Source organism: Lacinutrix himadriensis (genome assembly GCF_001418105.1).
Taxonomy (GTDB): domain Bacteria; phylum Bacteroidota; class Bacteroidia; order Flavobacteriales; family Flavobacteriaceae; genus Oceanihabitans; species Oceanihabitans himadriense.
On the sequence record NZ_LIQI01000017.1, the window covers coordinates 1 to 19833 of the forward strand.

12 protein-coding genes, 2 tRNA genes, 2 rRNA genes and 2 pseudogenes are annotated in these 19833 nt (G+C 33.8%); 13 read left to right on the top strand and 5 right to left on the bottom strand.

The window, feature by feature from the left end; translation table 11 throughout:
• The 3 genes from AMD28_RS04650 to AMD28_RS04660 form a co-directional block, all read left to right on the top strand.
• Nucleotides 1–556 (top strand): 23S ribosomal RNA (locus AMD28_RS04650); the annotation flags it as partial.
• Between the two features lie 109 nt (nt 557–665).
• Nucleotides 666–772: ribosomal RNA gene (gene rrf / locus AMD28_RS04655) — 5S ribosomal RNA — on the top strand.
• A gap of 308 nt (nt 773–1080) precedes the next feature.
• On the top strand, nt 1081–3516 hold the full coding sequence (locus tag AMD28_RS04660) for a helix-turn-helix domain-containing protein (protein ID WP_055443006.1): 2436 nt from the start codon (nt 1081–1083) through the stop codon (nt 3514–3516).
• 88 nt (nt 3517–3604) lie between these two features.
• On the opposite strand, the gene AMD28_RS04665 is transcribed toward AMD28_RS04660, so the two are convergent.
• From AMD28_RS04665 to AMD28_RS04680, 4 genes are all read right to left on the bottom strand, one after another.
• On the bottom strand, nt 3605–4333 hold the full coding sequence (locus tag AMD28_RS04665) for a T9SS type A sorting domain-containing protein (RefSeq protein WP_055443007.1): 729 nt from the start codon (nt 4331–4333) through the stop codon (nt 3605–3607).
• A gap of 95 nt (nt 4334–4428) precedes the next feature.
• A complete protein-coding gene (locus tag AMD28_RS04670; RefSeq protein WP_152975547.1) occupies nt 4429–5817 on the bottom strand; it encodes a hypothetical protein in 1389 nt (462 codons plus the stop codon).
• A 10-nt stretch (nt 5818–5827) separates the two neighbouring features.
• Entirely contained in the window at nt 5828–7309 is a 1482-nt protein-coding gene (locus AMD28_RS04675; protein WP_055443009.1) for an SUMF1/EgtB/PvdO family nonheme iron enzyme, read from the bottom strand.
• A gap of 370 nt (nt 7310–7679) precedes the next feature.
• Nucleotides 7680–8822 carry an acyl-CoA dehydrogenase gene (locus tag AMD28_RS04680; RefSeq protein ID WP_055443010.1) on the bottom strand — a complete coding sequence of 381 codons (1143 nt, stop codon included), beginning with the start codon at nt 8820–8822 and terminating at the stop codon, nt 7680–7682.
• Between the two features lie 91 nt (nt 8823–8913).
• Here AMD28_RS04680 and AMD28_RS04685 point away from each other — a divergent pair.
• From AMD28_RS04685 to AMD28_RS04730, 10 genes and pseudogenes are all read left to right on the top strand, one after another.
• Nucleotides 8914–9971: pseudogene (locus AMD28_RS04685) on the top strand (anhydro-N-acetylmuramic acid kinase).
• 71 nt (nt 9972–10042) lie between these two features.
• Nucleotides 10043–11268: pseudogene (locus AMD28_RS04690) on the top strand (Glu/Leu/Phe/Val dehydrogenase dimerization domain-containing protein).
• Between the two features lie 9 nt (nt 11269–11277).
• Nucleotides 11278–12672 (top strand): sodium:proton antiporter NhaD, encoded by a 1395-nt coding sequence (nhaD, locus tag AMD28_RS04695; RefSeq protein WP_055443011.1) that lies wholly within the window; start codon nt 11278–11280, stop codon nt 12670–12672.
• 152 nt (nt 12673–12824) lie between these two features.
• Nucleotides 12825–13526, top strand: a complete 702-nt coding sequence (locus tag AMD28_RS04700; RefSeq protein ID WP_083478239.1) for a MotA/TolQ/ExbB proton channel family protein — start codon at nt 12825–12827, stop codon at nt 13524–13526.
• Nucleotides 13527–13614: 88 nt separating this feature from the next.
• Nucleotides 13615–14007 (top strand): ExbD/TolR family protein, encoded by a 393-nt coding sequence (locus AMD28_RS04705; RefSeq protein WP_055443012.1) that lies wholly within the window; start codon nt 13615–13617, stop codon nt 14005–14007.
• Nucleotides 14008–14137: 130 nt separating this feature from the next.
• Entirely contained in the window at nt 14138–15403 is a 1266-nt protein-coding gene (locus tag AMD28_RS18500; RefSeq protein WP_055443013.1) for an energy transducer TonB, read from the top strand.
• Nucleotides 15404–15439: 36 nt separating this feature from the next.
• Nucleotides 15440–16288 carry a hypothetical protein gene (locus tag AMD28_RS04715; RefSeq protein WP_055443014.1) on the top strand — a complete coding sequence of 283 codons (849 nt, stop codon included), beginning with the start codon at nt 15440–15442 and terminating at the stop codon, nt 16286–16288.
• Between the two features lies 1 nt (nt 16289).
• Complete coding sequence (locus AMD28_RS04720; protein WP_055443015.1) at nt 16290–17507, top strand: bifunctional folylpolyglutamate synthase/dihydrofolate synthase; 1218 nt, start codon at nt 16290–16292, stop codon at nt 17505–17507.
• Nucleotides 17508–17626: 119 nt separating this feature from the next.
• Nucleotides 17627–17701, top strand: a tRNA-Val gene (locus AMD28_RS04725).
• 470 nt (nt 17702–18171) lie between these two features.
• Nucleotides 18172–18246: transfer RNA gene (locus tag AMD28_RS04730), tRNA-Val, on the top strand.
• 182 nt (nt 18247–18428) lie between these two features.
• Here AMD28_RS04730 and AMD28_RS04735 read toward each other — a convergent pair.
• Nucleotides 18429–19706, bottom strand: coding sequence for a UDP-N-acetylmuramoyl-tripeptide--D-alanyl-D-alanine ligase (locus AMD28_RS04735; protein WP_055443016.1), 1278 nt, complete (start codon nt 19704–19706; stop codon nt 18429–18431).
• Nucleotides 19707–19833 lie beyond the last annotated feature (127 nt).

Here is a 19833-nt window from a genome sequence, read left to right on the forward strand (position 1 = left end):
GGCATAAGGGAGCTTGACTGAGAGACCTACAAGTCGATCAGGTACGAAAGTAGAGCATAGTGATCCGGTGGTTCCGCATGGAAGGGCCATCGCTCAAAGGATAAAAGGTACGCCGGGGATAACAGGCTGATCTCCCCCAAGAGCTCATATCGACGGGGGGGTTTGGCACCTCGATGTCGGCTCGTCACATCCTGGGGCTGGAGAAGGTCCCAAGGGTTGGGCTGTTCGCCCATTAAAGTGGCACGCGAGCTGGGTTCAGAACGTCGTGAGACAGTTCGGTCTCTATCTACTGTGGGCGTTAGAAATTTGAGTGGATCTGTTCCTAGTACGAGAGGACCGGAATGGACAAACCTCTGGTGTATCTGTTGTTCCGCCAGGAGCATTGCAGAGTAGCTACGTTTGGAAGGGATAAGCGCTGAAAGCATATAAGCGCGAAACCCACCACAAGATGAGATTTCTTTAAAGGGTCGTAGGAGATGACTACGTTGATAGGTCATAGGTGTAAAGGCAGTAATGTCATAGCCGAGTGATACTAATAACCCATAGGCTTATTGTACGCCTGTTTTTTTAGAGTACATACAATACAATTCATGTAATTTTTTCAATATGTTAAGATATTTGCAGGTGATCTGCAGTTAAGAATCATAGATTCCTAACTTTAAACTTAAGGTGATTATAGCGATGGGGCTCACCTCTTACCATTCCGAACAGAGAAGTTAAGCCCATTTGCGCCGATGGTACTACATTGTGGAAGAGTAGGTCGTCGCCTTTTTTAGAGAATCCTCAGCATTTATTTGTTGAGGATTTTTTTATGCAATAAACTGAAATGAAAATATAGAGGTTATCCCTTAAAAGGAACTGGAAGGGTAGATGCGAGAGTGATAGTAACGGCATCCTTTTTTTATTTAAATAGGAATAACATAATATCTTGATGATTTTTATAAATGGTTTCACTATTTATGAGTAGGTATAAGTAAAAAAAGATATAGTGGATAGCACGGTTTTTAATTTTTATTAAAAAACTCGCCATAATAACTATTCATTTTATTTATCTTCAAGTTTTGTATTCAAACACTAATAATGGCAACAAATAAGGAATTAGATTTAGCTTGGGATTTTGTAAATAACACAGATAGAAATGTGTTTTTAACAGGAAAAGCAGGAACTGGAAAAACAACGTTTTTGCACAAGTTGAAAATGAATTCTTTAAAACGAATGGTAGTTGTAGCGCCAACTGGAGTTGCAGCTATTAATGCAAAGGGGGTAACGATACACTCGTTTTTTCAAATGCCATTTGGACCTATTTTACCTAATGAAGATTTAAAAGGATCTGGTGGTTTTAACAGAAAATTTGGGAAGACCAAAATCAACATTATTAAGTCCATGGATTTATTAGTGATTGATGAAATTAGTATGGTGCGTGCAGATTTATTAGACGGTATTGATAAAACACTACGAAGGTTTAGAAATAGAGATCAAGTTTTTGGTGGTGTGCAATTATTAATGATTGGCGATTTGCAACAATTATCTCCTGTTGTAAAAGAGAATGAATGGCATTTATTAAAACCTTTTTATAGTAATGCTTTCTTTTTTAGTAGTCTTGCGTATCAGCAAAGCAATGCGATTACTGTAGAATTAAAACATATTTACCGACAAGACAATCCGAAGTTTATAGATATTCTAAATGAGATTAGAACCAATACATTAACGCAGGCTTCGGCAGATGAATTAAATAAAAGGTATCAACCCGATTTTTCACCTACCGAAGATGAGGGATATATTTCATTAACTACACATAATAACAAAGCAGAGCGAACCAATCATTTAGAATTAGAGAAATTAAAAGGAAAGAAGGTAACGTATAATGCTTCGGTAGAAGGTAAGTTTCCGGAGTTTTCTTATCCTAATAAAGAAGAGCTCATATTGAAAGTTGGTGCTCAGGTGATGTTTATTAAAAATGACAGCTCTACAGAAAAACGTTATTTTAATGGTAAGATTGGAAAGGTCATTTTATTAGATAAAGATGAAGTGGTTGTAAAATGTCCGGATGACGATTTTAATATTATTACTACTCCAGAGATTTGGGAAAACATCAATTACGATGTAGACAAGGAGACCAAGGCGATTACAGAAAATAAAATTGGCTCATATACGCAAATGCCTTTGCGTTTGGCCTGGTCGATTACTATTCATAAAAGTCAGGGTTTAACTTTTGAGAAAGCAATCATTGATGCAGAAGGTGCTTTTGCTCACGGACAAACCTATGTAGCGTTGAGTCGTTGTAAAAGTTTGGAAGGTTTGGTTTTAAAAAGTAAAATTAATTCCAGTCAGATTATTAGCGATAGTAATGTGATTTCGTTTAACAAAACAGCGGAAGAAAATCAGCCAGACGAAGCTATTTTAAATCAATCGAAGTCTGAATTTCAACTAAATTTGATTTCTGAAATTTTTGATTACTACAAGTTTCTGTATCCTGTGAATCGTGTGCTGGATGTTTATTATAAAAACAGAGGAATTATTGAAGGGAATGTGGAAGCTCCTTTAGTTTCTATTAAAGACTGTGTTGCTAATTTACTTAAAGTCGCGAATGGTTTTAAAGCACAACTGAGAGAACTTTCTGAAGCTACGCAAATCCCAGAATCGAGTAAAGAAATTCAAGCACGTTTTACAAAGGCTTTAGCGTATTACAAAATACAAGTAACCACGAAGATTATTGAACCTTATAAAACCTTTGGTTTTACTACAGATAATAAAGCGGTAGAAAGTGACTTTACCAAAGCATTAGATGTATTTGAAGAATTATTAGCTACAAAACAATTATATTTTACTGGTTTAGCGGAAGGTTTTCAGGTAAAGCCATTTCTAGAATTACGAGCTAAATCTGTTTTTTTAGCAAAAGAAGCACCAAAGAAACCTAGAAAAACGGTGATTGATGGAACGACTAATGTGGAATTATTTGAATTACTTCGTGAGTTAAGAAATACGATTGCTAATGATAAAGAATTAATTCACTATCAAGTTTTCAATCAGAAGTCTTTATATGAAATGTGCGAAACCTTACCAACCAATAAAACCGAATTACTACAAGTAAATGGTTTTGGTAAAACACGTGTTGAAAAATATGGAACCGAAATTATAAAAGTGATTCGAGATTATTGTGATGAAAATAATATAGAAACTTCTAAGAATGCTGAAATTTTTGATGCTCCAAAACCAAAACCACAAAAAGGAGATACTAAGAGAACTTCGTTAGAATTATTTAAATCCGGAAAAGCTATAGAGCAAATTGCTATGGAACGGGATTTGAATGTAAATACCATAGCAGGACATTTAGCAAGTTTTTTAGATTCGGGTGAAGTAAAAATTCTTGACTTGATTTCCGAAAAGCATTATAAAGAGTTGAAGAAAATTATTCCAAAACAGAAGTTTGAAAATATTTCTGAATTGAAACATCAAATAGATGATAAGTACACGTATGGAGAAATACGTTTGGTGTTAGATGATTTAAAGAAATAAAAAAAGGAGTTTAATCGGATGGAATAACCATCCGATATTATTTCCAGCCATTAACACTATATGTCTAACTACCAACTTTAATAATTACTTAATGCACTACCAATTTTTTGTTTATTTTTGATTTTTTGAAATGAATTGTAACTAAATATACACCTGAAGGTAAATGGCTTACATTGAATTTGTTGTTATTTGTTTTTACGAAAACTTGTTTTCCTAATGTGTCAAATAATTCAATATTAAAAATTTCTTTGTTATTTGGGACACTTATTTGTACGTTATCTTTTGCAGGATTCGGATATAAAATTATTTCCGTAGCTAGGATTTCTAAATCTTCTATGCTTAAAGTTGAAAACATAAAATTGCCTAATCCTATTGCGATTCCCGTAAAATAATCTTGTGTTGTTGTACTATCAATATTTGAGTTATAAAAACTATCTAGAACACTTACAGCTCCTATTGCAATTGGATCAGTGTTTAATAAGAAGTACATTTCATCTGTTAAAGGCATATTACTAACCTCAAAACTAATTAAATCTATTAAATCTCCAGCGTTGTGAGAAATAAAACTTTGACCAGGAGGATTGTTGAATAAGAATATATCTTTTGTTCCATCTCCTAAACCTTCACCTGTTAAAAAATTTGCATCAAATTGTTGTACTGTCCAAATTCTACCAGATAGAAGACTACTTTCATTAATGATATCAATTTCTCCAGTAGGTAACACTAATGAAAAACCAATATCTGAAGCATCCGTGTTTCCTGTTGAAGTAAAATCTGGTATTGCTACAATTTTAAAATTATGTCCAAAATTATGCATTATACCAAACTGGTATGATTGAGCATAAGTAAATATGCTAAATGTTAATAGATATATGAGAATATAATTATTTTTCATTTTTCTAGTATTTTAAATTAATTTTCTGGTGGTACTGTATAAAAAATAGTAAAACTCAATGCGTTAAATCCATTAGATGGGTGATTTATTACATTATCTTTTATGTAATTACTATCATTATTCGATCCCGAGAATTTTGCAAATCCATTTAAGTCTACGTCTTCCAATAAATATCCAGATGATGGGAATGTTACAGAATGAAATCCATTAGCTGGATCTAAAAGCACATAATCTTTTATTGGATTGCTATCATTATTTGAACCAGAATACCGTATTTCTCCTAAGCCATCAGTATCACCAGCCCAAAGTGCCATTTCACCTGATAAAAGTTGTACTTGTGCATGACTACCATAAGTTGGTGTGGTGTTACTTGTAAAGTTTAAACTTACTGGCGCAACGGATAAAGCAATTGGTGAGGATGTCATTATCCCTAAGTGATTTCTGTGTTTTACCACTACAAAATAACTATTAGTTCTACCTGGTATGGTAAGTTCTGAAACTCCGTCTAAACTTACAATGTCTCCATCACGTTGCAGAAGGGCCGATTTACTATTTATTACATTGGTATTGTCTGCACCATCTCTAATTTCAACCCAAATCCAATCTACAATGTCTTCCGAAGATAATCCGGTTCCAGTTGTTCCTCCATTATTTAAAATGGAAGCGTTAATGGATGCTAAATCGGAATATGGACTAGATGTAGGCAGTTTTCCATCTATACGTAAATTATCATTCATCAATCCTGAGTTTATCGGAATCAATGCTGGTCCTTGAAGTATGATTTTGATGTTAATTTTTAAGTCAACGACCTGGTTAGGATCTATGATAACGTTTACTTGACTAGTTGAAAACCCATCGCCATTTCCACCAAAATAAATAGCTACGGATTCATTTGTTAGTAAATTTTTGATAGATTCGCTCACTGCAAATCCATCACCATTTCCACCCAAATAAATAGCTATAGGATCACCAGTTAGTAAATTTTTAATAGATTCATCTACTGCATACCCATCACCATTTCCTCCAAAATAAATGGCTAAAGCATCACCAGTAAGTAAGTTTTTGATAGATTCATCCACTGCAAACCCATCACCATTTCCACCAAAATATATTGTAACAGCATCACCAGACATTAAGTTCTTAATAGATTCACCCTCAGAAAATCCATCACCAATGCCTCCAAAATAAATGGCTATGGCATCTCCTGTTAGTACGTTTTTAATAGACTCATTACTTGCAAATCCATCCCCGTTTCCGCCAAAGTATATTGCTATAGCTTCATTTGATAATAAATTTTTAATAGATGTATCTACAGAAAAACCGTCGCCATTACTTCCTTGAAACTGTGCTTTAGCAGAATAAGAAAAACAAAACATTATGCATAATATGTATAGTTTATGTTTCATAATAGAACTTTTATTGCGCTGTTCTGCCAGCTCGAAACCCTATTCTACTACTTGAACCTGGGATTAGCGAAGCACCATCAAATCGATCGGAAATACGAAGAAAATTTGCTCCATTAAAATAACCACCACCACGATAACTAAACCCATCACCAGTTGCAAAGTTTGGCCAAAAACTAGCTGTACTATTACCTGTAGAACTTATTATGCCATTACCATGATTTCCTGTAAACAGTCTCCCTCTAAGAGTACCAACACTTACACAACGTTCATAAAGATTACCAGAGAGTTCCATAACGCCATAATAACTTCCACCTGTTTCTTCCCGGTTTTTATTTATGGCACTAGCAGCGAAAATTCCATTTCTGACAGGTCCTACTGAGCCAGTAGTAGTTACATACGAAGCATTTCCAGTACTTTGTGGTGGGTTAGAAATCATTTCGTTGGATGCGCCACTATTCGTAATAGTATAGCTGCTACCACTATATATATTAGCATTTCCCCATGCAAATTCTCCTGGTTTCGGAAAGGCGGTACCTCGACATGCTTTTTCATATTCTAGTTCACTTATTGGTCGTAATCCAGACCAATCTAAATAGGCACTCATATCGCCAGATGTTAAATATGCAATACTCCTATCTGGAGCTGTGGTTGTTGCATTGGTAGAACCACCAGTCCAAGATATTGTGTTTCCGTTCACAACATTATCACTGTTTTTTCCATCAGGACCAGTAACATCTCTGTTTGCTTTTTGAGTTTCACTAAGTGAATTAAAAAAACCGAGCCATTGCGATTCTGACACTTCATATTTCATGATATAAAAAGCATTAAATCCTTTAGGGAAAGCAGCTGGAATTGGCCCTAAACCATCACCACTATTTCCAGCAACATTATAATTTAAAAAGCCATTTGTTGTTCCAACAGCAATTTCAGCTTCCGAGCTTATTTGATATGAAGAGTTTGTACTTGGATACTGATAAAATTTATTTGTTTCAGTTCCGCTTGTGCCACCTACATAAAAAGGATCTTCAGGTATGTAAACCATTTCTATAGCGTATACCTTAATATCAATGATATCGTCATCTTCCACTCCGTTTAATCCATAATTCCAACGGAGTTGCATATCCTGTAAATTAAGATCTCCCGAGCCATCTGCGTCTCTATGAACAAGAACACCGGTAAAATCGGATGCAGTAGTAATAGTAGTACCAGGAGCAGGAATATGTTCGTCATTTGTTCCATCCACATAGTTAATACGAGCATGTGTCCATGGGCCACTATTAACTCGGAATTTTGCAAATACCCAAGCCGCATCCCAATTGGCAGGTCCACCGGTTACACGCCAAGAATTTTCCCAGCTTAAGTCAAATTCAATAAATACATAATTACTTGCACTATTCACATTTTCTAATGAAATATTGCTGACCGTAATATTGTTTGCAAAACTGAAATAGCAGAAAAGCAGACCAATGAATGTAGTAATTCTAGTTTTCATAATGTTTGGTTTTTAATTATATTTGGTTAATGGTTTATTATTTATAAGGTTAACCTTTGGGGAAGATTTTCTTTAAGTTTAGTAGGATTACTAAATTTAGTTAGGGCGAACGATAAATATGTAATATTACTTATTACACCATTGAAATTAGTGGTAAGGAAACTAGAATGATTTACGGTGAAAAACGTGTAAATTATTGATGTTCAGTGTTTAATACTGTTTAAAGATAAGGATTCACGTGATTGTTTTGATGTGTAAATGTATGATTTAACTTGAATCAGATGTTTTTGGTAGTAAAAACTGTATAATTGGTAAAAAAAAAGATTCAACGTTTAGTTGAATCTTTAAAAATATAATAAATTACTTTTTTTTATCCTTTAATCAATCCTCTAGAAATTACAATTTTTTGTATTTCAGAAGTACCTTCATAAATCTGTGTGATTTTTGCATCACGCATCAAACGCTCTACATGGTATTCTTTTACAAAACCGTTTCCTCCGTGAATCTGAACCGCTTCCACTGTATGTGTCATAGCAACTTGAGATGCATATAATTTTGCCATTGCGCTAGACATATCATAATTATTTCCTTGGTCTTTATCCCAAGCAGCTTTCATCACTAACATACGTGCCGCTTCAATTTCGGTATACATATCTGCTAATTTAAAAGCAATCGCTTGATGGTTACAAATTTCGGTACCAAAAGCTTTACGTTCTTTCGAGTATTTTAAAGCCAATTCGTAAGCACCAGCTGCAATTCCTAACGCTTGTGCTGCAATACCAATACGTCCACCAGATAGAGTTTTCATAGCAAATCTGAAACCAGATCCGTCCTCACCAATTCTATTTTCTTTAGGAACTTTTACATCATTAAATTGTAAAGTATGTGTATCACTTCCGCGAATTCCTAATTTATCTTCTTTTGGTCCAATATCAAAGCCTGGCATTCCTTTTTCAAGAATAAAAGCATTAATCCCGTGTGAACCTTTATGGTTATCTGTTTGGGCAATTACTATATAAATTCCTGCACGTCCACCATTAGTAATCCAGTTTTTTGTACCGTTAATTAAGTAGTGATCTCCTTTATCTATAGCAGTTGTTTTTTGCGAAGTTGCATCACTACCAGCTTCAGGTTCACTTAAACAAAAAGCTCCAATTTCTTCTCCAGTAGCAAGTTTTGTTAAGTATTTTTGTTTTTGTTCTTCATTTGCATAAGCTTCTAAACCATAGCAAACTAAAGAGTTGTTTACAGAAACCATTACAGAAGCAGAGGCATCAATTTTAGAAAGTTCTTCCATAATTAATACATAAGAAATGGCATCCATTCCGCTTCCTCCATATTTAGGATCTACCATAATTCCCATAAAACCAAGATCTCCCATTTTACGAACTAATTCTTGCGGGAAAGTTTGTGCATTGTCACGTTCAATAACTCCTGGAAGTAATTCCGTTTGAGCAAAATCGCGAGCTGCATCGCGAATCATTATATGTTCTTCTGTTAAGTTAAAATCCATAGTTCTAATTAAATGTTTTTATGATAAAAAATGAGTACAAATATAACTTTTTAATAGCATATTTTCAATAGAGATTACTATTTTTACAAATATGATAAAAAATGAATATAAAGTGCTTGGCGTAATGTCTGGAACATCATTAGATGGAATAGATTTAGCTTACATCACTTTTAATTTTGAAAACTCTTGGAAATTTAAAATTGAATGCTGTACAACCGTTGCTTATACGGAAGAATGGTTACAAACACTTAAAGGTTTAGTGTTTAATTCTTTAGAAGAATTACAGCAGATTGACATTCATTATACGGCATATTTAGCAGAAGTAATTAATACTTTTATAGCAGCAAATAATATTGAAAATATAGATGCTATATGTTCTCATGGGCATACCGCATTGCACCAACCAGAAAAGGCTTTAACCTATCAAATAGGAAATCTAAAAGAACTGGCTACTTTAACGAATAATAAAGTGGTTTGCGATTTTAGAGTGCAAGACGTAGCATTAGGAGGTCAAGGTGCTCCTTTGGTACCTATTGGGGATCAATTATTATTTTCAGAATATGACTATTGTTTAATTTAGGAGGATTTGCAAATATTTCTTCTTCAGAAAATGAAAAACGCATAGCTTATGATATTTGTCCGGTAAACATAGTCTTAAACAAATACGCAAATCAATTAGGTGTCCCTTATGATGATAAAGGTGAAATCGCAAAATCTGGAATCTATTTATTAAATTTAGGAAATGAATTAAGAAATTTACCATACTATAAACAAAGACCACCAAAATCTTTAGGACTAGAATGGGTGGAAAAAGAAATAACTCCAAGACTAGAAGCTTCAAAACGAAAAGAAGCAGATGTACTTCGCACATTTACAGAACATATTGCAAGTGAAATAGCAAAAAATGTTAATATTAGAAGTACTATTTTAGTAACTGGAGGCGGTACATATAATGACTATCTTTTATCTCGAATTTTATATAACAAGGAAATAAATCTTATTACACCTTCTAAAGAAATTATAGAGTTTAAAGAAGCTTTGATTTTTGGGTTTCTAGGAGTTCTAAAAATGAGAGAAGAAATAAATTGTTTAGCAAGTGTGACAGGAGCGAAACAAGATCATAGTTCAGGAAAAATTTATCTTCCTTAAAAAAAATATAAATATAATATAAAGCACTTTTTGTTTTTTATATTTGTTAACACTAACAACGAACCAAATTAATGAAAGATTTACTTAGTAAGTACGAAAATAAAGAACCTGAAATTGTATTTAATTGGAAAGATGCGGAAACAGATGCAGAGGGTTGGACAGTAATAAACTCACTTCGTGGTGGAGCAGCTGGTGGAGGAACCAGAATGCGTAAAGGATTGGATATGAACGAAGTTTTATTTTAGCCAAAACAATGGAAGTTAAATTTACCGTTTCTGGACCAGCAATAGGTGGTGCAAAATCAGGGATTAATTTTGACCCAAGCGACCCAAGAAAAAAAGGCGTTTTAGAACGTTGGTATCGCGCAGTTTCCCCTTTACTTAAAAGTTATTATGGTACTGGTGGCGATTTAAACGTGGATGAAATTCATGAAGTAATTCCAATTACCGAAGAAAGTGGTGTTTGGCATCCGCAAGAAGGTGTTTTTAATGGACACTTTAAACCAACGGAAGCAGATAAAATTAATAGAATCGGACAATTACGTCAAGGTGTAATTAAAGTGATTGAAAATCCGAATTTTTCACCAAACGTATCTAGAAAATATACCATTGCAGATATGATTACAGGTTTTGGTGTTGCCGAAGCTGTAAAACAATATTACGCTATTTACGGAGGATCTGTAGTTGGTAAAAAAGCAATCGTTCAAGGTTTTGGTAATGTAGGTTCTGCAGCAGCATTCTACCTTTCTCAAATGGGAGCAAAAGTTGTTGGTATTATCGATCGCGAAGGTGGTTTAATAAAGGAAGACGGTTTTTCTTTTGAGGAAATAACTGATTTATTTTTAAATAAAGATGGTAACACATTAGTTTCCGATAAACTTATTCCTTTTGAAGAAATTAACGAGAAAATCTGGTCGTTAGAAACACAAATATTTGCACCTTGTGCAGCTTCTAGACTAATTACACAAGATCAAATTGATCAAATGATAAACACTGGATTAGAGGTTATTTCTTGTGGTGCAAATGTACCATTTGCAGATAAAGAAATCTTTTTTGGTTCTATTATGGAACATACCGATAATCGCGTAAGTCTTATTCCAGATTTTATATCGAACTGTGGTATGGCAAGAGTTTTTGCTTACTTTATGGAACGTAAAGTACAAATGACAGATGAAGCTATATTTAACGATACTTCAGAAATCATCAAAAAAGCAATTCAAAACGTACACAGCAAAAACCAATCAAAAACAGGAATTAGTGCAACTGCTTTCGAAATTGCATTAAGCCAACTTATATAACACAATTTTATGGAAACAGTAATTATTTTAGTATTTGTATTAGGCTATTTAGCCATTACATTAGAACATAGCATTAAAATAGATAAGCTTATTCCTGCATTAGTCATGATGGCTATTTGTTGGGCTTTAATTTCTTTAGGTATAGATAATTTTCCGCAGTGGTTTGATTCTGCCAAACACCATTTAATGGATAATTTTGGTTTGCTTGGTCATGAAGAAAAAATGCACATGATGGAAGAGACTCTGCTACACCATTTAGGTAAAACAGCAGAAATATTAGTATTCTTATTAGGAGCAATGACTATTGTTGAAATCATTGATTATTTTGATGGTTTTGCAACGATTAAAGGCTTTATTAAAACAAAAAAGAAATCTAAAATCTTATGGATTTTCGCGTTTTTAGCGTTTATACTTTCAGCAATCATAGATAACTTAACAGCAACTATTGTTTTAATATCTATACTTCAAAAAATAGTGAAAGACAGAGATGTACGTATCTGGTATGCGGGTTTAATCATTATTGCAGCAAATGCAGGTGGAGCATGGTCTCCAATTGGAGATGTTACAACAACCATGCTTTGGATTGGTAAAAAAGTAACCACAGGACATTTAATAGGTTATCTATTTATACCATCGTTATTATGTATGTTAGTTCCTACTTTTATAGCTTCGTTTTTACCAGCTTTTAAAGGAGATTTAGAAAAAGTGGAAGATGATAACGATAAACCAAAAAGTAAGTACAGTGCAACCATGTTGTATCTTGGTTTAGCAGGAATTGTATCTGTGCCAATTTTTAAAACAGTTACACATTTACCTCCGTATGTTGGTATGATGTTGGCTTTAGGTATCGTTGCTATTTTTGCCGAAATCTATAGTAATTCTAAATTTAGTATTTCTAGTCATGATTCTGACGAAAGCGATGCGCATGCACACCATAGTCCTGTACATCATTCGCTTTCTAAAATTGAGATGCCAAGTATTTTATTCTTCTTAGGGATTTTAATGGCAGTTGCAGCTTTAGAATCTTTAGGAATTCTATTCGGATTTGCAACAACATTACAAGATACTATGCCAATGTTAGGTACAGAGTTACATCATGGTGGTGTTTCCGATTTAGTAGTATTATTATTAGGAGTAGGATCTGCAGTAATAGACAATGTTCCTTTAGTAGCAGCAAGTTTAGGTATGTTCTCTGAGCCTATGGATAACGAACTTTGGCACTTTATTGCATATTCTGCAGGAACAGGTGGAAGTATGTTAATTATCGGTTCTGCAGCAGGAGTAGTTGCAATGGGAATGGAAAAAATAGATTTCTTTTGGTATGTAAAAAAAATATCTTGGTTGGCATTAATCGGTTTCCTTGTAGGATCTGCCGCATTTATGGTCACAAGAACTTTGTTTTAATCAAAAAATAATTCCTCGAGTTTTTTTCGAGGATTCTATTAAAATTGTCAATCTCGCGAAAGCGGGAATCTATAATAAAGATTCTTTTAAAAATCTTTATTATACTTTAGTAAAAAAACCAACGTTAATACATTAGTCAAAACAATTTTTTTATGTTAAATACAATATTACAAGATGCACAAGAAGGTGCAGAATTATTAGTGGATGGAGAATCTGCTAAAAAAACACTTTCCATAATAGAACTTATATCAAGTGGTGGTACAGCAGGAATGATAATTATGGCCCTACTATTTGTACTACTTATAGTTGCTATCTATATTTATTTTGAAAGACTATTTGCTATCAAAGCAGCATCACAAGTAGATGCCAATTTTATGAATCAAATTAAAGACCATGTCTCTAACGGAAAAGTAGATGCAGCACAAATGCTATGTGTACAACAAAATTCACCAGTTTCTAGATTAATAGGAAAAGGAATAAGTAGAATTGGTAAACCGTTAGAAGATATAAATACCGCTATTGAGAACGCAGGAAGATTAGAGATTTACGGATTAGAAAAAAACGTAAGTGTACTAGCAACTATTTCTGGAGCAGCACCAATGATTGGTTTTCTTGGTACCGTAATAGGGATGATTCTTTCTATTTTCGAAATAGCAAACTCCGGAGGTTCTATAGATATTAAAACATTAGCCGATGGTTTATATACCGCAATGACAACTACTGTTGGAGGATTAATTGTTGGTATTATCGCTTATGTTTCATACAACCATTTAGTTGTGAAAACAGATAAGGTGGTGTACCAAATGGAAGCTAATTCTTTAGAGTTTTTAGATCACTTAAACGAGCCAGTTTAAAATATTATAAAGGTTTATTGGAATAGAAATTTCTATAAGTCGATAAATAAATAAGTATTAAATTTTTTAATCCTTTCAATAAATACGTATGAATTTAAGAGGAAGAAATAAAGTAACACCAGAATTTAACATGTCTTCTATGACAGACATCGTATTTCTGCTGCTTATATTTTTTATGATTGCATCTACACTTGTTTCGGCAGAAGCTATAGATTTATTATTACCAAAATCTTCAAGCAAAACAACGCAAACAAAAAATGTATCTGTAAGCGTAGATAAAGATGTAAACTATTATGTAGATATGAAAAAAGTATCTAAAGATAATTTAGAAGCAGAAGTTTTAGCAAAAGTAGGGGATACCGATTCGCCATCTATTACCATTCGTTCCGACCAAGATGTTGAAATGAAAAATGTGGTATTTATAATGGATATTGCTAACAGAAATAAAATAAAATCCACTTTAGCAGTAAAGTCACAGTAATAACAAAAACACCTTTTCTATTTTTTAGGAAAGGTGTCTTTAGCTTTTTTAGCTGAAGAAACAAAAGTCAAATAACACTTCTTTAAGGAAGAAGTTAAGTTTTGAATACACATTCAATACCAAAAGCATAATGAAATATTTCACAACCAAACATGAGAAGAATTCTGCAAAAATAACAACATTAATAATGTTGATTTTTGTTTTGTTGCTTTTTGTTGTTGGTCAAGAATATCAAGAAGAACCAGAAGAGTTTGGCGTAGCAATAAACTTTGGTAATGCAGCACCTGCAGGAGGAAATGTGCAGCCTAATAAACCAATAGTAGAAGAAAAATCTCCTGAGGAACCTACAGAGAATGAAATTGATGAAGAAGCAATAGAAGCGGCAAAAGCCGAAGAAGCGGCGGAAGCAGCAAAAGCAGAAGAGGAAGCTATAGCAGAAGAAGAAGCCAAAGCAGAGGAAGAAAGAGTTAATGAAGAGTTGCTCAAAGAAGAGCAATTAAAAGAAGAAAAAGCAGCGGAAGAAAAAGCGCTTAAAGAAAAAGAAGATGCTAAAAAAGAAGCTGCAGAAGCTGAAAAAATATTAAAAGAAGAAGCGGAAGAAGCAGCGCGACTAAAAACAGAAAAAGAAGCAAAGCAAAAAGCAATAGCCGATGCTAAAACTAAAGCGGAAAAATTAGCAAAAGAGGCTAAAGACGCAAAGGAAGCTAAAGATGCAAAGGAGGCTAAAGAAGCCAAAGATGCAAAAGATAAAGCAGCAGCAGCAGCTAAAGCAAAAGCAGCAGCCGCAGAAAAGTTAAAAAAAGAAAACGAAGCGAAAGCCAAAGCGGAAGGAGAAGCAAAGGCAAAAGCAGCAGCAGACGCGAAAGCAGCAGCGGCGAAAGCAAAAGCAGCTTCAGATGCAAAAGCAGCAGCAGCAAAGGCTAAGGCAGATGCCGCAGCAAAAGCAAGTGCAGCAGCCAAAGCGGCAGCAGATGCAAAAGCGGCTGGTGAAGCAAAAGCAGCAGCAGATGCAGCAGCTAAAGCCAAAGCAAATGCTGGAGGTGGTGAAACATCCTTTGCATTGATTGAAAATGTACCAATCTATCCGGGTTGTGAAGGCGGAACTAATGCAACTAGAAAACAATGCATGAGTGATAAAATAAAAGAGTTTATCATGAATAATTTTGATACGGACTTAGCTTCAGATTTAGTAGGAGTACAAAAAATCAATATCTCATTTAAAATTAATACTTCCGGTAATGTAGTAAGTATTGGTGCAAGAGCTGCAGATCCTAAATTAGAGGCAGAAGCAAAACGTGTAACTCGATTACTTCCTAAAATGAAACCAGGAATGCAACAGGGGAGTCCTGTAACAGTTTCCTATGGATTACCAATTAGAATTAAAATGAGCGAATAGTTTTTATACTAATCGCTTTGCAAGCAGGATATCTACATGAAATACTTTAATACCAAACACGAAAAAGATTCGGCAAAAATAACAACGCTTGTTGCGTTAATCGTGTTATTGCTCATTTTTGTGGTAGGTCCAAAATATATGGATCCTCCAGAAGAGTATGGTGTTGCTGTAAATTTTGGTACTACAGATTTTGGAAGTGGTAATGTACAACCTACAAAACCAATAAAATCGGAAGATGTAAATATAGATCGACCAGCAGAAGTAGTGCCAACCGAAGCAGAACCTACAAAAGCTACGGAAGCTACAGAAGAAGTCTTAACCCAAGAAACCGAAGAAGCTGTTGCCATACAAAAACAAAAAGACGCAGTAAAAAAAGCGAAAGCTATTGCAGATGCTAAAGCGAAAGCCGAAGCAGATAGAATTGCAAAAGAGAAAAAAGAACAAGAAGAGAAAAAGAAAAAGTTAGATGCTCTAATTGGTGGCGTTAGTAACTCTGAAGGAAGTGAAACAGGTGGTGAAGGTGATGATGACAAAGCAGGAGACAAAGGACAATTAAATGGCGATCCGTATGCGCCAAGCTATTTTGGAAATACAGGATCTGGAAATGGAGGCGTAGGTTATGGTTTAAACGGAAGAGGGAAACCTTCAAAAGACGTTTTTAAACAAGACTGTAATGAGTCTGGAATGGTCATTGTGAAAATAGTAGTAAACAGAAGTGGCAATGTAGTGGAAGCAGAAGCAGGAGTAAAAGGAACCACCAATACAGCAGATTGTTTATTAGAACCAGCTAAAAGAATCGCTTTATCTCATAAATGGCGAGCAGACAATAAAGCACCGGCAAAACAAGTAGGTTTTGTAAAAGTTAACTTCAATTTAGGGCAATAAAATGACATATCAAGATACTGTAAATTGGATGTTTTGCCAACTACCAATGTATCAACAACAAGGTAAAGCAGCGTATAAAGTAGACTTAAATAACACGCTAATCCTTGCAAAACATTTAAAAAATCCGGAAACTCAATTTAAAACCATTCATGTTGCTGGAACCAATGGGAAAGGTTCTACAAGTCACATGTTAGCCTCTATATTACAAGAAGCTGGTTATACGGTTGGATTATACACTTCGCCGCATTTAAAAGATTTTAGAGAGCGTATTAAGATTAATGGTAAAGAAGTTAGCAAACAGTTTGTCATTGGTTTTATTAAACGAAATAAAACATTTTTTGAAAAGCATTCCCTTTCCTTTTTTGAAATGACCGTTGGAATGGCTTTCGATTATTTTGCAAAACAAAAAGTAGATATCGCCATTATAGAAGTTGGTTTAGGCGGACGATTAGATTCTACCAATATTATTACTCCAGAAGTTTCTGTCATTACAAACATAGGATTAGATCATACACAGTTTTTAGGAAATACCTTGCCCGCTATTGCGGAAGAAAAAGGAGGAATCATTAAAAAGAATATTCCTGTAGTTATTGGTGAAACACAAGGCGAAACCAAATCCGTTTTTAATCGTATTGCAGCGGAAGCTTCTTCCAAAATAGATTATGCAGATCAATTAATTACTACATCTTATACAAGTGACTTAAAAGGAAGTTATCAAGAAAAAAATATAAAAACCGTTTTGCAGACCATTAGCGTTTTACAAAAACAAAATTGGAAGATTTCGCAAAGTAACATAGAGAAAGGCTTACAGCAAGTAGTAAAAAACACAGGTTTAAAAGGAAGATGGCAAATCCTAAATGAAAACCCAAAGGTTATTTGTGATACTGCACATAATAAAGAAGGGCTTGCTTATGTGATGAAACAATTGCAAGAAGAATCTTTTCAAGCGCTTCATATTGTTTTTGGAGTGGTAAATGATAAAGATTTAGACTCCATAATTGCTCTTTTACCTAAAAAAGCAACCTATTATTTTTGTAAACCAAATATTCCTCGTGGAAAAAATGCCGAAGAGTTGTTCACTTACTTTAGTAAAAAAAACTATGTCGGAAATGTTTATGATTCTGTAAATGAAGCATATAAACAAGCGCTAATTCAAGCTAAAAAGAACGATGTTATTTATGTTGGAGGAAGTACTTTTGTTGTTGCAGAAATTATTTAAAAAAAACTTTAAAAAAGTTTTTGAGAATCCAAAAACTAATCTATATTTGCAATCCCAAACAATAGGGCTTTAGTCATAACGATTAAAGATAAGGTTACCGAAACCTTAAAAAATATTTCGGGCGACTAGCTCAGTTGGTTCAGAGCACTTGGTTTACACCCAAGGGGTCAGGGGTTCGAATCCCTTGTCGCCCACAGAAATTAAAAATCCTGATACTTAGTATCGGGATTTTTTGTTTTAAAAAAGATTGTATTTAGTGACTTCTTTTCTCAAATATCAAGAGAGAGTAGGGCAAAGTAATACTAACAATTTATTATAGGCATGCTTTCGTTTTAACGAACTTAAAATAAGTAATACTGTTAGAAGATATCTAAAACGCTTTATAAAGTTATGCCTTGACATTTATTTAATAATAAGCTGTTATGTTTAAGTTTTGTGAAACTATTTTCTAAATATTTGAAAGACTTGTGTTTACATATACTTTCCTTTGTAAAGAGATTTTTGCTTATTACGTAGTCATTCTTTTTTTTAAATAAAGTAGCAATGTTGTTGTAAAAAGTTTTTGAGAATCCAAAAACAGGTGTATATTTGCAGTCCTGTTAAAAGGGACTCGAGACAAAAGTAGTTTAGAGTATAGGTTACCGAAACCTAATAAAAATATTTCGGGCGACTAGCTCAGTTGGTTCAGAGCACTTGGTTTACACCCAAGGGGTCAGGGGTTCGAATCCCTTGTCGCCCACTTAAAAAAAATCCTGATACATAAGTGTCAGGATTTTTTGTTTTAAAAAGAACGAAGTTAGATGTTCTTTCTTATATCGTAAATACGTTTTGGATTTCAGATTTTAAGCGCTTGTTACTAATAAAAAAAGCTTCTCTTTTAAGAGAAGCTTTTTTTTATGCTTTTATAAATAGATAATACTATTACATGAGATCTAGGGTTCTTTCTAAAGCCATTCCGCGTGATCCTTTTATTAAAAGTGTTGCATTCTCTGGTTTTGTAAAACTGTTTTTAAAAGCTTCAAAAGAGATGTGTTTTTGCAATTTATTAGAAAACGTTTCCGTGTTAAAGAAATTTTCACCTACTAGATATATTTTGTCAAAGTTTAAATCGATTGCCAGTTGCGCTATATTTTCATGTTCTTTTTCCGCTTCTGTTCCTAATTCAAACATATCTCCTAAAATAACGATTTTGTTATCGTCTTTTAAATTAGAAAAATTAGTTAGTGCTGCTTGCATACTTGATGGGTTTGCGTTGTAAGCGTCTAGTATTACTTTGTTGTTTTTTAAATGAATGATTTGCGACCTATTGTTTTGAGGTGTATAATTTTCAATCCCTATTTTGATGTCTTTTAAAGGTACATCAAAGTATTTTGCAATACTAGTTGCAGCACAAAGGTTTGTGAAGTTATATGCACCTATTAGGTTCGAGGTGATGGTATAATCTTCCACTTTTAGTTTTACAAAAGGATTTGCCTCTAAAAGCTCAATCTTGTAGTATGTAGCATTGGTTTGGGAGAAACCAAACTTATTAATAGAGCCACTTAGTTTTCCCGCTTGAATAGGATCATCCGCATTAAAAAAGATATGCTTGTTATTTTTTACCAAGTAATTATATAATTCGGTTTTGCCTTTAATTACGCCTTCCATACTTCCAAAGCCCTCTAAATGTGCTTTGCCAAAGTTTGTAATGTAGCCATAATCTGGCTGTGCAATATTACATAGGAACTCAATTTCTTTTAAATGATTTGCCCCCATTTCTACAATACCAATTTCGGTATCAGTGTTCATCGATAATAGGGTTAAAGGAACGCCAATATGGTTGTTTAAATTACCAATGGTAGCTACTGTTTTATATTTTTGAGAAAGTGCTGCGTTTATTAATTCTTTGGTTGTTGTTTTTCCATTACTTCCTGTTAAAGCAATGATTTTAATTTTTAGGTAATTTCTATGATAGGTTGCTAATTCTTGTAGTGTGTTTAGAACGTTATCTACAAGTATGGTTTGCGTATTAATAAGAAAGGCTTCTTCATCAATAATCACAAATTTAGCACCATTTTCTAGTGCTTGTTTAGCAAAAGTATTTCCATTAAAATTATCGCCTTTTAAAGCGAAAAACATACCGTCTTTTGTGACTTTTCTTGTATCTGTACTTACGGTATTACTTTGTAAGAACAGCTCATGTAATTGTGCTATTTTCATGTGCTTTGTTTATTCTTTTTTGCTGTCACATGCTGTTTGCTATTCATTATTCCCTTAAGCGATAACGTTTTTTAACATGCTCGTTTCATAAAATAAATGTATAAAAAAAAGTCCTGACTATTGTCAG